Here is a 12,107-nt window from a genome sequence, read left to right as displayed (position 1 = left end):
GGAGGGAAGAGGAAAGCAAAAAAGGGGGGGGCAGGATTGGGCGAGGATATTTCTTCCACGTCCTCTACATGACATGAGTGTTCTTTCTTTTTCGTCCCATAAGGGAGTGCGCGCATGACTTTCTCTAAAAAACACACGCTCACTGTTGCGCTGCTGACCGCTGCAACCGTTGCAGTCCCGTTTGTGCTTCGCGCGGCAGATATTCACGTGGCAGTGACGCCGTCAATCAACGAGCGATTTGTTAAAGTCAAGCCGGTTTCTGAAGCCGGTCGCGGCGATTATGTCGCATTTTGCCGTCCGTTGCATATCGGCAATATCCCACGCGGGGGCAAGTGCCCCGATGGGACAATTCCGCTTGTGAAACGCGTGATTGCGGCGAAGGGTGACATTGTAATGTTTACGCCAACGGAAATCCGCGTCATTCCCGGCGATGGCGGTGAGCCGAAATTCTACTCCGCGCCGCATCATGATCCGAAATTGCCGCATCCTGGTTGGGGGCAAAATATTTTCGTCGATGTCGATCAGGTTGTCGTGATCGGCGATCATGTGCATTCTGTTGATTCCAGGTATTTCGGCTTGGTCGGCGCTGAATTCGATGCGAAAGACGGCGGGGTTTGAAAAATGGAACTCGGTCTGCGTGAGCGCGAGGTCCGCGCTCGACAACTCGAATCGCTGTCCCGCGCGTTCGGCGATAAGATACTCGCATGCTTTCGTGACAAGCGCGTCATTGAAATCATGCTCAATACCGACGGTCGCGTCTGGATTGAGCGCGCAGGCGAGCCGGAAATGACTGTACTGCAGGATATGTCGCCGGTGCAGGCGATGGGTGCGATTCAAGCGGCGGCTGCGCTTGTCGGGACGGTTGTCAATGCAGACAAACCGATTCTCGAGTGTGAGTTGCCCAACGGCGAATCCGTGTTTGGCGGCGCGCGGCTGGAAGCGCTGATTCCGCCTGTGGTTGCATCACCCGTTTTTGCGATTCGAAAGAAGGCGGAATTGATTTTTACGCTATCCGACTATGTCGAGAAGGGCATTCTCTCGCCGGCTGGCAAGGCGTTTCTCGAAAACGCGGTCGCTGAGCGAAAAAACATCCTGATCTGCGGCGGCACCGGCACGGGCAAGACGACATTTGCTAACGCAATGCTTGCTGCGATGTCTGAAATCGATCCGCACTCGCGCATCGTGATCATTGAAGACACGCTTGAGTTGCAGTGCGCTGCGAAAAATGTGGTTTTTTTGCGAACGTCTGACGGCGTTGATCAGACGCATTTGCTTCGCGCTACAATGCGCCTGCGCCCCGATCGCATTGTCGTCGGGGAGGTGCGCGACAAAAGCGCATTGGCACTTTTGAAAGCCTGGAACACCGGTCACCCGGGCGGGCTCGGCACGGTGCACGCGAATGATGCGCGGGCGGCGCTGGTGCGACTCGGGCAATTGATTCAGGAAGCCGGGGTGCTGCCGGTGCCGGAATTGATTGCTGAAGCGGTTGATGTCGTTGTGTCAATCAAGCGCGAAGCGGGCGGTCGGCGCATTGATGAAATCGTGCGCGTGATCGAACACCGGGCGGACGTGGGATTTGTTGTTGAGAGTGTGCTTTAACGAGAAAAACCGCTTCGCACGGAGCGAAGCGGCTGCGGATTCGCTTAGCGTTTAGCCGAATATTTTGAAGGCGATCCACGCGAGAAGAGGCGAACCGGCGTAAATGATGGTTTTGGCGACGATGTCGTCAATTTCAGACATCAGAAACTCGATGATGGTGTCGAACATGGCTAACTCCTTCCATGCGCTGTTGAGTTGACAAGTATCGCCGTCCTCGTGACGACAATTAAATTATAAGCCCGCCGATCACGATGTCAATACCTCAAGAGGCAATGAAACCCCCTTCTTGCTTTCTAAACCCATCCCCTGCCTCCCGAAAAGGAGAGGCAGGTGTTATACGCTGCGGCAACACTTTTTGAATTTCAAATGAAGCGAACGCGCCGTTGGTTTTTTAAAGCCGTCGCCGTAGCACTGACGGCGGATTTGCCGCGCCGCGCGCGGGCACAGGCGCACTCTGAAATTCGAGTGGGTTCTATCGCTTTCCGCTTGGGCCTGCCCGATGCCGTTACCCGCGCGATTGTCGTGCATTCGCCGTTGCCGCCCGCCCAGCGAAAATACTCGCATGCCGGCATTGTTGCGGCCACGGGCCGTCACGTCATTCACGCGCTGCCGCGTGTCGGCGTGCACGTCTCGACGATTGATGAATTCGTCGCTGAGTCGCGTGATGTCGCTTTCCTCTTGCCCCCGCCCTCGGCCCGCGCGTTGGCAATCGCGAATGCCGCGGCGTCGATGCTCGGTGCGCCGTTTGATGATGATCTGCGCTTGAGCGAATCCGACGCGCTCTACTGCACCGAACTCGTCGCGTGCGCGCTCAAAAAAACGGGGGTCTTGGTTGACCCCCGCTTGTTGCGCGTGCCGTTTTTTGATGAGCCGGTGATTCACCCCGACACGCTGTTCCTCGACTTGCTCGCCGCCGGCTTTCAGTCTGCGATGCGAAACTCGTCGATAGAGCGGCCCGATTGAAGCGCGGCTTTTAGCCACTCAGGCTGGCGGCCCATGCCAGTCCAGGTTTTTCCCGTCACCGGGTCGCGGAACCGAGGTTCGCCTTTCGCGCGGAAACGCGTCTTGCGCTTCGTCGCAATTTTCGCGATTTCGTCAGACGTGATGTCCCACGCCTTCATGATCTCGACGATTTCGAGAATCTTCTCTTCGCGCTCGCGTTTGCGCAGGGCCTCGGCTTCACGCAAGAGCGCGCGGGCTTTCTCTTCAAGCTCCCGCGCGGAAGTGACTTCAGCGCTCGATATCAAGACCTCTTGTGCCAGTGCGTCCATGTTCATGACTCCTTTCATGCTGTTGTGCGGGCTCATTGTATTCGATTAGATCAAGATTCGCAACGCGAATTCCCCGCTCACGACAAAGTTTTGCTGCTCGCTCGCGAAAGTCTCTGTCGCCCGTGATGAACACCTCCCCGCCGAAACGGTCGGCTGCGATGTCGAGCGCCACAATCATCGCTTCGTCGTCGAACTCGCTTGCGAGCGTTACGCGTTGACCTGCGTCTTTCACGCGAAGCGCACCATCGTTGTCAAAAAGCAACACTTCTGTGTTGTCGCGACTCACTTGAATCGTCGCAGTTGCAAGCGTGAATGTCCGCTCATCGCCCTCTATGCCGCCGACGGCTTGCGCTGGCGGCTTGTCCGGGCCGAGGTTTTCACCGTCGAACCCTGGCTCTTGATCTTTCTCAGCGCTTTTGAGCTTTCTGCGCTCACGGTAGCGAATGCCCCGCAATGCGGCAATTGCCGCTTCGTCGCCCGCGCGCGCTTGCATCTCGAGAAAATCGCGCCAGCGCCCGCTAAATTGCGCTTTGATCGCGTCGATCTCTGCCCGCTGCTTCGTTCTGAGCAGCTGCAACGCCTGCGGCGGGACATCACCGGCGGCAATGAGGTCGGCGCGCTCTTGCGCGTGACGCGCTTTTGCCCGCGCGATCGCTTCTCGCCGCCCGGCTGGGGCGGATTTTTTGTGCTCGCGAAAGCGCTCGAAGAGTTCCCGTCGCGCGGCGGCGCGTGCTTCACGCGCGGCGGCGCGGGCTACGGGATCTCGCTTCGTCGCGTGCGCGGGTTGCTCCCGCGCGGCCCACTCTTCGCCGCGGGCGGCGGCGGCTTGAAACGATGCGAATGTGCAGCGAACCGCTGGGACGGGAGCGGCAGGCAAGGAAGAGGGGGCGGGCTCGAACGTGCCCAGGCGCGATTCGAGTTGTTTTAGCGAAAGCTGCTGATGCACTGCACTTGCTTTCACTGCCCACGCGCCGTCGATCCCGCCCGCTTTGAACACAAGCCCGCCTTTGTGCGGCTCGATGACGAGGCCGGCCTTGCCGGCGATGGTGTGCAGCTCGGACCAGCTTTGCGCGTTCACGAGCGCTTTGTCAATGCCGGTCGTGCGGCAGAAGTCGACGATGCCCGGCAGTCCTCTTGCCTTTTCGACGCTCGCCTCGGGCCCCGCGGCGCGCTCGATGCGCTCGCGTGTCGCGCGAACGATGCGCCCGTCTCGGACGACGTGCGGGCCGGGCGAGTGTTTCCACCCCTGCGCGAGTTCAATCTCGCGCATGGTGCGGTCGAGAATCAGATAGTCGCGCTTCGGCGGCCCCAGGCACTCAAGTGTCGTCGCGTCGTACTTGATGGCGACAATGTGCAAGTGATGATGCGCTTTGTCGCGATGCAGCACCCAACACGCGGCGGTGCGCTGCATGCCAAGACGCTTGAGCGTGTGCCGTGCGGCATCGTGCGCTTGCTGCTCGGTCGGGATCTCCCCGGGCTGCCACGCGACGACGACGTGGTATAGCGGCTGGTCTGCTGCTACGCCCCGCTCGCGCACGCGTTGGACGATCTCGTCGAAAAAGCGGGCAATCAGTCGCTGCTGTGCGAGCGGGTCAATCAAGCCTGCGCGGGCAAGCGTGTTGCTCACGCCGGCCGTGCTTACGCCTTCGCGCGCGGCATACGCAATGAGCGCGCGGGCGTCTTCCGGCGCGCCGTCAAGTAACTCGGCGGTGCGCTCTTCGTCGGGCGACGCGATGTAGTCGACGACAGCGCGTGCGCTACGATAGCGCTTCTTTTGTGCGATGACTTTTGCGAGCATACCCCCCGGAGGCGGGGGAAGAAAGAATCAATAAGACGACGCTTACGGGAGCCGATTTTGGTTTGAAAGTTTCTATCAGGGTATGGCAGTGGGTACGGCTTATTGGGGGCTTCGTAAAGCCTAGAAAAAACAATTACTTAATATCGATATAAGACGGCCCCCAGCTCCACCAACACCCTGTTTAAAGGCCGCTAGGAATGACCACCTAGCGGCCTTTTTCATTGGGAAATCAAGGGCTTGCTGTGCAGGCGTGAACAAGAAAAGCCATTGACAGCCAGAGCGAGGCGGGGGAACATACGGGGGAACAAACCCGGTTTTTCCCCCGCATGGGGGAACAAAATCCCCCAGGGTGGGGGAACAAGGCCCCTAGCAAACGGGGGAACAGGGTTGAAAAGGTGCCCCCATGTTGACCGATGCCCAATGCAAAAACGCTGTTTGTCCCCCCGGTAAGCCACGCGCACGGCTGGCCGATTCCGGCGGGCTTTACCTGGAAGTGTCCCCGGCGGGGTCAAAGCGCTGGTTTCTCAAGTACCGCAGCGCGGGCAAGGAATACCGGCTGGCGCTGGGCAGTTACCCCGCGGTGAGCCTGACCGCTGCGCGGCGGGCACGGGACGCGGCGAAGCTGCAAAAGGCCCAGGGGATCGACCCCATACAAGCCAAGAAGGTGGAAAAGCTCAAGGCCGTGAACCCGGCGGGGGATACCTTCAAAGTGGTGGCCCTGGAATGGTTCGAGAAACAGGAACCCCATTGGAGCGAAGCCCACGCGGTACGAGCCAAGCGCCAGCTTGAGCGCGATCTGTTCCCCTGGCTGGGGGAACGACGGCTGGCCGACATTGAGCCGGTGGAACTGCTGGCAGCGCTGCGCAAGGTCGAGGAACGAGGGGCCATCGAAACCGCCGACCGGGGGCTGATGCTGGCGCGTCAGGTGTGGCGCTATGGGGTTGCCACGGGCCGCGTGAACCGGGACATTACGGTTGACCTGAAGGGGGCCTTGTCGCCCTATCGAGGCAAGCACTTTGCCGCGATCACAGACCCGGTGCGGCTGGGTGAACTGCTGCGGGCGATCAAGGGCTACAAGGGCGGGCCTGTGGTGCGGGCCGCGCTGCAACTGGCCCCGATGCTGTTCCAGCGCCCCGGCGAGCTACGGGCGGCACGCTGGGAGGAAATCGACCTGGAAAACGCCATGTGGACGATTCCGGCGGCCAGAATGAAACGGCGCAAGGACGGCAAAGAGCACGGCGACCCGCATTTGGTGCCCCTGCCCACCCAGGCGGTGCGCATCCTGGAAATCCTCAAGCCCTACACCGAATCCACCGGGCTGGTGTTCCCCGGCGAGCGCCAGCGTGACCGGCCCATATCGGAAAACAGCGTGCGGGTTGCCCTGATAGCGATGGGCTACACCCCCGACATTCAGACCTGGCACGGGTTCCGAGCCACGGCGCGAACGATGCTGGCCGAACGGCTGGAATTTGACCCGCTGCTGATCGAGGCGCAACTGGCCCACGCGGTGCGCGATGCCAACGGGCGGGCCTACAACCGAACGACCTACCTGAAGCAACGGCGGGACATGATGCAGCGGTGGGCCGACTACCTGGACAAGCTGGCCGCCGGGGCGGATGTAATCGAGTTGAAGCGGGCTTGATGGTTTGACGCCACGCCTAGCCCCCGGCTGATCCCCGAGGGCGAAAACCGGGATACCCTGACCCGGCTGGCGTTGGCATCTGATGCAAGGGGGTTGCGTGAAAGGGGCGCAATGAAAAAGCCTTGGGAAGATGATAGCTGCGAGCAAGTCCAGTCCTACTACACCCGCTATCCGGTTCCAGTGGCGGCGGCGCTTTGGTGCCGCATTCCGCCGGGTGAAGTTCAGGAATACTTGAACGCATCAACCCAAGTGCATCGCGCTGTGTATCGGCACCCATATATCCCATGCCTTGAGCCGCGATGCCGAGCAATACACGAAGCGATTGAAAAGGGAGCGTTGCTTGTATGCCGTGAAAACGGGGAACCTTTTGATGGCAGAACCAACCATGTCGCTCCCGAGCGGAGACACGTTACCCGCCAAAACCTGAAAGAGTGGATAGCCAGAGAATTTCCGTCTGACAAGCCCCCTTTCCTGTTTGATGAAGTCGAGCGCAAAACCCATGCGGCGATCAATGCCGACGCATTCCGGGCCTTGCAGGCGGATCGGGATGCCGCACGCGCGGAATTGAAAAGAGCCAGAGAGTGGGCGGATTCGCAACTGCGAGAGATGGAGGCGCTGCGGGGCGAGCGCGATTCCCTGCGGGCAATGGTGGAAAAGCAGGCGCAGGTTGGCCCAAGAGCGGAAGCCACCTACCTGAACATCATTGGCGGGCTGCTGGATTTGATGCTGGGCACCACACCCGGCGGGCAAAGGGGGTCGGTTTACGATTCTCAAGCCGCAATCATTTCCGCATTGCTGGCCCACCACGAAGGAAAACCTGGCATTGCAAGCTCCACCCTTGAACAAAAGTTTGCCGATGCGCGGCGCAGCATCAAGGCGACGTGATCGAGTGCCCTAGCTAGGATGGCCTGCGCCCTAGCTAGGATGCCGTGAGGCGCTGAAACCAGGACAGTGTGACCCATCGCAACAACGGCGACCAAAGCCGGTTAACGATGGGCACATATGGCAATTTGGCGAATCGACACCTGCAAGGCGGAAGCGGGCTACCGCAGCAACGCATCCATTTACAACCTGATCCGCGCCGGGCTTTGGACAAAGCCTGTGCCCATTGGACAGCGGTCCGTGGGCTGGCCGGATGACGAGGTGCGGGCATTGTGCGCGGCGCGAATCGCGGGCAAAACCGACGACGAAATCCGCGAACTGGTGAAGCGGCTGCACAGCAAGCGGGCCGAACTGTTGCAGGCGGTATGAGGGGGGGGCAATGGCGATCAACCCCACCCTTGAAGAAAAGCCCGCCGGGGGCGGCAACCCCACGGCAGGCCGGGCGATCAACGGTTTGCATTTTCCCACGGCGAAGCAACCGGGCAAAGCCTTTGATCATGGGCTGGCCCTGCACCCAGCAGACCCCACCAAACAATTCCGGGCCGCCATCCTGGCCGCTGGCCTGACGCCACCGGATGACATCATCCCCGATGGCAAGCTGCACCGCTTTTCCAGCGACGGCAGGCGTGGCGACGATGCGGGCTGGTACGTGCTGCACCTGGACGGCGTACCGGCTGGCGCTTTCGGCTGCTGGCGCGAAGGCTTCACGCGCCAATGGTGCAGCAAGACCCGGCAAGCCATGACACCGGCGGAGCGCGAAGCCCACCGGCGCAAGCTGCAAGCCATGCGCCAGCAACGCGATGCAGACACGGCGCAGCGCCAGCAGCAAGCCGCACAGGTGGCGGCCCGACGCTGGCGGGCAGCAGCCCCGGCCACCGAAGAACATCCCTACCTGAGCGCCAAGGGCGTGCAGGCCCACGGCGTGAGGCTGGAAGGCGAGGCGATGCTGATCCCCATGCGGGACACGGCGGGCACCCTGCACAGTCTGCAAGTGATCGACCCCGAGGGCGGCAAACGGTTTCAACCCGGCGGGCGGGTCAAGGGCTGTTATCACGCCATCGGCAAGCCTGAAGGCGTGCTGATCGTGTGCGAAGGCTACGCCACGGGAGCCAGCATCCATGAGGCCACCGGGTGCGCCGTGGCCGTGGCCTTCAACGCGGGCAATCTGGAAGCGGTGGCACTTGCCCTGCGATCCAAGTACCCCGATGCGCGGCTGATCGTGGCCGCCGATGACGATTGGCGCACCGATGGCAATCCCGGCATGAGCAAGGCCACGGCGGCGGCGCGTGCGGCGGGCGGCTGGCTGGCGGTACCCGTCTTTCCTGAGGGGCGGCCCGACAAGGCCACCGACTTCAACGACCTGCACAAGCTGGCCGGGTTGGAGGCGGTGCGAGCCTGCATTGATGCTGCCCAACCCGTGGCGTCCCTGGCTTTGCGCGATGCGTACGGGGGTGATTCCTGGCCCGATCCCGTACCCTTGCCCGACGCCTTGCCGCCGGTGGCCCTGTTCGATGAGGAACTGCTGCCCCAAGCCCTGCGCGGCTGGGTGGCCGACATTGCCCTCCGGATGCAATGCCCGCCGGACTTCCCGGCGGTGGGGGCGCTGGTGGCATTGTCCAGCCTGATCGGGGCGCGCGCCGTGGTTTCACCCAAGGCGCGGGACGATTGGCGTGTGGTGCCCAACCTGTGGGGTTTGATTGTCGGCAGGCCGGGGGTGATGAAGTCCCCGGCGCTGGGCGAGGCGCTCAAACCCCTGCACCGGCTGGAGGCCATCGAGCGCGAACAGTGGAAGGCAGCGCATGACGCATGGACGCTCGATTGCAAAGTGGCGGAACTGGCCGCCAAGCAAAACGAGAAACAGGCAGCGAGCATGGCTGCCAAAGACCCGGCCAAGGCGCGGGCGCTGCTGACACCGGCAGACCTGCCCGAAGAACCCACGGCGCGGCGCTACGTGGTCAACGACGCCACCGTGGAAAAGCTGGGCGAAATCCTCGAATCCAACCCGTGGGGCACGCTGTGCTACCGCGACGAAATCCACGGGCTGCTGTGCAGCCTGGACCGGCAGGGTCAAGAAGGGGCCCGGGCCTTCTACCTGCAAGCCTACGACGGCAACCAAGGCTACACGGTGGACAGAATCATCCGGGGCACCCACTACATTCCCCGCGTGTGCCTGGCCCTGCTGGGCGGCATCCAACCCGGCAAGGTGCAAAGCTACGTGCGCGAGGCCGTAGCCGGTGGCGCGGGCGATGATGGGCTGCTGCAACGCTTCGGGCTGGCCGTGTGGCCCGACGTGAGCCGGGAATTTGTCTATGTGGATCAATGGCCCGACACCCCAGCCAAGCAGGCCGCATGGGCCGTGTTCGAGCGGTTGAACCAACTGCAACCGGCCAGCGACACCGACCCCCACGAATGGCGCTTCAGCCCTGAGGCGCAAGCCTTGTTCGTGGAATGGCTTGAACCATTCGAGACCGAGATTCGCGGCGAGGAACTGCACCCGGCGCTGGTGTCGCACCTTGCCAAGTACCGCAAGTTGATTCCGGCGCTGGCGCTGCTGTTCGCTCTGGTGGACACCCCCGACAGCGGGAACGTGATCCACGAGCGCGAACTGTTGCGGGCGCTGGCTTGGGGCGACTACCTGCGCACCCATGCCGAACGTCTGTACGCGGCAGCGGTGATCCCCGAGACCGCCGGGGCGCGGCTGCTGCTGGACAAGATCAAGGCGGGCAAGCTGACAGACGGCGACGGCGTGCTGTTGGACGCCTTCACCCCCCGGCTGGTGGCAGTCAAACACTGGGCGGGACTTGCCACCCCCGATGCGGCGCGCAAAGCAGCGGACTTGCTGGCCGATTACGGCTGGCTGATGCGGGAGGCGGTGCCCACCGGCGCGGCCGGTGGCCGACCCAGCGAGCGCTACCTGATCCACCCCATGCTGCTGAAAGGGGGCGCATGATGGGCGCTTGGCTGGCACGGCTGAAAAATCAAAAAAGCCCCGACACCCACGCTACGAAACCTACAAAACCCCCGCAAGGGGAGGAAAAGGCAGGTTTCGTAGGTTTTGTAGCGTACCCCCCGGCCCCTTTCGCAAAAATCAAGCTGGGCGACGGCGCGGCGATCAAGCCCCAAGCGACAGCGGCAAACGAGGCCGTGCAACCTGACCCCGCACCCGCAACCGACCCCGACCGCTATTGCTGGCCGCACTCTGAGGCCATGAACACGGCGGAGATTGACGCCTTCATGGCGCGGCTGGCCCGGTTCACCGACAAAGGCGCGAGCTACGACGAAGCCGAGCGGCTGGCCGATGCGCTGGTGGCCCGTGACCGCCAAGGCGACGACCGGCGGCTGTGTCTGGAATGCGCCCACCTGCAAGGCGCTGGCCGCTGGCGCTGCGGCAACTGGCGACAGGCCGACGTGGCCCGCGATGCGCTGGCGCGTGATCTGGTGCTGATGTTGCAGCGCTGCGCGGGGTTTGCTGCATCGGTCAACCCGCCCCTATCCGAAGGACGGCAACCATGAAACGAACGTGCGCCAACTGCTGCGCCTACGATGCCCGATGGGGCTGCATCAACGGCATCCACGATGCGGCCCAGCCCAACGCCTGCTGCGCCCAGCATCAGACCCCGGCGGAGTTTGACGCGGACATGCAGGCCATTGACCGCTTCCGCATCCGAATCGGGCTGCCCCCGCGGTGGGGCTGGCCGGACGATGCCACCCCCGGAGTGACCCCATGATCGAGCGCAGCCTACCGAAAGCGGCGGCGCAACGACTGCTGCAATTGCAGGCGATGGTGGATGCCATCGCAACCAAGCGACAGGCCCGCAAGGCCGCGTCCGATCTGGTGCAGCGGCTGGTGGCGCTGGGGGTGGAGCCTGAAAAGGCCCGCCATGCTGCCGAGAAGGCGCAGCGCAACGGCTGCGGGCTGTGCATGGCGAAGAACCGCCGTGGCCTGCCCTGCATCGCGCTGGGCGATGGAGCGGGCGGGCGCTGCCGCTTCCACGGTGGAATGAGCACGGGCCCCAAGACACCGGAGGGCAGGCAGCGGGCGCTGGAAGCGCTGGCGCGGGCTGCCGCAGCGAAGCGACGCAAAGAGACGTAGCGCACGGCGATGCCTTCGGGGGCGGTGGAAGTTAGCGCCAAAGTTACCGCTGCAAGCGGCAAAACGCGGGGTGGGGTACGCTGGCAAAAGTTGCAGGGTTGACTATGCGCGTTTGCAAGCGCGAGGGGGTGGGGCTTGGGGTAAGAGTGGGGAGGCAGGGCTTCCCGGTGCCCCTAGCTTGGTGGGGTAAACCGGGGTACCAAGGCCGCGCCGGGGGAACAAACGGGGGAACGGTTCGCAAATTCTGATTGATGAAATCCATGCAAATCAAAGACTTGCAACAATGATTCAGTAGACCCCAGCCCAATACCCCAAGGCCAACCGATCTCGGTTGGCCTTTTTTCATGCCCGCAACGCCAGTATTGGCGCGGTTTCCGGGCGGCGCCTTGCGGACGCGCACGCCGTCTGGGTGTCAAGCGACACGAAGATTTGACCCCCTGAGGAAGGTCTGCAAAACCTCCCCACCTGACTGCCGGGATGGGACAATAGCGACATGAAGCAGATGAGTCTTCAGGTGCCGATGTATACGGGCTTTGAGCTGCGCACCAAGCGCACCCGCAAGCGTGAGTTTTTGGAGCAGATGGAGCGTGTGGTGCCCTGGAAAGAGCTGGTTGCGCTCATCGAGCCGTATGCGCCCAAGGCAGGCCCCAAGGGTGGTCGTCCACCCTTTGCGGTCGAGAAGCTTTTGAGGATTTACTTTCTGCAGCAGTGGTTTGGGCTGTCGGATCCGGCGGTGGAGGAAGCCCTGTATGACACGCCGCTGCTGGCCCGGTTTGTTGGGTTGGACCTGGGGGTGGATGTGGTGCCGGATGAGAGCACCAT

At 62.5% G+C, this 12,107-nt stretch carries 13 protein-coding genes; 11 read left to right on the top strand and 2 right to left on the bottom strand.

Annotated features, from left to right (window positions below):
- The first annotated feature begins 114 nt into the window (after window positions 1-114).
- From Tchar_RS04575 to Tchar_RS04565, 3 genes are all read left to right on the top strand, one after another.
- On the top strand, window positions 115-618 hold the full coding sequence (locus Tchar_RS04575) for a S26 family signal peptidase (protein ID WP_144327904.1): 504 nt from the start codon (window positions 115-117) through the stop codon (window positions 616-618).
- A 3-nt stretch (window positions 619-621) separates the two neighbouring features.
- Complete coding sequence (gene trbB / locus Tchar_RS04570) at window positions 622-1,599, top strand: P-type conjugative transfer ATPase TrbB (RefSeq protein ID WP_201739302.1); 978 nt, start codon at window positions 622-624, stop codon at window positions 1,597-1,599.
- 330 nt (window positions 1,600-1,929) lie between these two features.
- On the top strand, window positions 1,930-2,562 hold the full coding sequence (locus Tchar_RS04565) for a YiiX/YebB-like N1pC/P60 family cysteine hydrolase (protein ID WP_144327903.1): 633 nt from the start codon (window positions 1,930-1,932) through the stop codon (window positions 2,560-2,562).
- On the opposite strand, the gene Tchar_RS04560 is transcribed toward Tchar_RS04565, so the two are convergent.
- Entirely contained in the window at window positions 2,520-2,870 is a 351-nt protein-coding gene (locus tag Tchar_RS04560; protein WP_161595450.1) for an H-NS histone family protein, read from the bottom strand. The two genes, Tchar_RS04565 and Tchar_RS04560, sit on opposite strands and share 43 nt — an antisense overlap.
- The gene (gene traI, locus Tchar_RS04555; RefSeq protein ID WP_144327901.1) at window positions 2,830-4,668 is read right to left on the bottom strand and encodes a TraI/MobA(P) family conjugative relaxase; all 1,839 of its coding nucleotides are present in this window, start codon (window positions 4,666-4,668) and stop codon (window positions 2,830-2,832) included. Before traI ends, Tchar_RS04560 begins: the two co-directional genes overlap by 41 nt.
- Window positions 4,669-5,071: 403 nt before the next feature.
- Between traI and Tchar_RS04550 the strand changes: the two genes are divergently transcribed.
- The 8 genes from Tchar_RS04550 to Tchar_RS04515 form a co-directional block, all read left to right on the top strand.
- Window positions 5,072-6,310 (top strand): tyrosine-type recombinase/integrase, encoded by a 1,239-nt coding sequence (locus Tchar_RS04550; RefSeq protein WP_144327900.1) that lies wholly within the window; start codon window positions 5,072-5,074, stop codon window positions 6,308-6,310.
- Window positions 6,311-6,421: 111 nt separating this feature from the next.
- A complete protein-coding gene (locus tag Tchar_RS04545) occupies window positions 6,422-7,195 on the top strand; it encodes a protein kinase (protein WP_144327899.1) in 774 nt (257 codons plus the stop codon).
- A 117-nt stretch (window positions 7,196-7,312) separates the two neighbouring features.
- Entirely contained in the window at window positions 7,313-7,561 is a 249-nt protein-coding gene (locus Tchar_RS04540) for a helix-turn-helix transcriptional regulator (RefSeq protein WP_143904564.1), read from the top strand.
- A 10-nt stretch (window positions 7,562-7,571) separates the two neighbouring features.
- Complete coding sequence (locus Tchar_RS04535; RefSeq protein WP_144327898.1) at window positions 7,572-10,142, top strand: DUF3987 domain-containing protein; 2,571 nt, start codon at window positions 7,572-7,574, stop codon at window positions 10,140-10,142.
- A 257-nt stretch (window positions 10,143-10,399) separates the two neighbouring features.
- Window positions 10,400-10,705, top strand: a complete 306-nt coding sequence (locus Tchar_RS04530) for a hypothetical protein (RefSeq protein ID WP_144327897.1) — start codon at window positions 10,400-10,402, stop codon at window positions 10,703-10,705.
- Complete coding sequence (locus tag Tchar_RS04525) at window positions 10,702-10,920, top strand: hypothetical protein (RefSeq protein ID WP_144327896.1); 219 nt, start codon at window positions 10,702-10,704, stop codon at window positions 10,918-10,920. Before Tchar_RS04530 ends, Tchar_RS04525 begins: the two co-directional genes overlap by 4 nt.
- Window positions 10,917-11,285 carry an HGGxSTG domain-containing protein gene (locus tag Tchar_RS04520; RefSeq protein WP_144327895.1) on the top strand — a complete coding sequence of 123 codons (369 nt, stop codon included), beginning with the start codon at window positions 10,917-10,919 and terminating at the stop codon, window positions 11,283-11,285. The genes Tchar_RS04525 and Tchar_RS04520 overlap by 4 nt, the downstream gene beginning before the upstream one ends.
- A gap of 493 nt (window positions 11,286-11,778) precedes the next feature.
- On the top strand, window positions 11,779-12,107 hold a 329-nt coding region (locus Tchar_RS04515), incomplete at its 3' end, for a transposase (RefSeq protein WP_144327894.1).

The organism is Tepidimonas charontis (assembly GCF_007556685.1).
Lineage (GTDB): Bacteria > Pseudomonadota > Gammaproteobacteria > Burkholderiales > Burkholderiaceae_C > Tepidimonas > Tepidimonas charontis.
This window is presented reverse-complemented; position numbering and strand designations above follow the sequence as displayed.

Bases quoted from the DNA above. Each gene is read 5' to 3' on its own strand.
- Tchar_RS04575 (WP_144327904.1), top strand. From the start codon at position 115: ATGACTTTCTCTAAAAAACACACGCTCACTGTTGCGCTGCTGACCGCT.
- trbB (WP_201739302.1), top strand. From the start codon at position 622: ATGGAACTCGGTCTGCGTGAGCGCGAGGTCCGCGCTCGACAACTCGAA.
- Tchar_RS04560 (WP_161595450.1), bottom strand. From the start codon at position 2,870: ATGGACGCACTGGCACAAGAGGTCTTGATATCGAGCGCTGAAGTCACT.
- traI (WP_144327901.1), bottom strand. From the start codon at position 4,668: ATGCTCGCAAAAGTCATCGCACAAAAGAAGCGCTATCGTAGCGCACGC.
- Tchar_RS04550 (WP_144327900.1), top strand. From the start codon at position 5,072: ATGTTGACCGATGCCCAATGCAAAAACGCTGTTTGTCCCCCCGGTAAG.
- Tchar_RS04545 (WP_144327899.1), top strand. From the start codon at position 6,422: ATGAAAAAGCCTTGGGAAGATGATAGCTGCGAGCAAGTCCAGTCCTAC.
- Tchar_RS04540 (WP_143904564.1), top strand. From the start codon at position 7,313: ATGGCAATTTGGCGAATCGACACCTGCAAGGCGGAAGCGGGCTACCGC.
- Tchar_RS04535 (WP_144327898.1), top strand. From the start codon at position 7,572: ATGGCGATCAACCCCACCCTTGAAGAAAAGCCCGCCGGGGGCGGCAAC.
- Tchar_RS04530 (WP_144327897.1), top strand. From the start codon at position 10,400: ATGAACACGGCGGAGATTGACGCCTTCATGGCGCGGCTGGCCCGGTTC.
- Tchar_RS04525 (WP_144327896.1), top strand. From the start codon at position 10,702: ATGAAACGAACGTGCGCCAACTGCTGCGCCTACGATGCCCGATGGGGC.
- Tchar_RS04520 (WP_144327895.1), top strand. From the start codon at position 10,917: ATGATCGAGCGCAGCCTACCGAAAGCGGCGGCGCAACGACTGCTGCAA.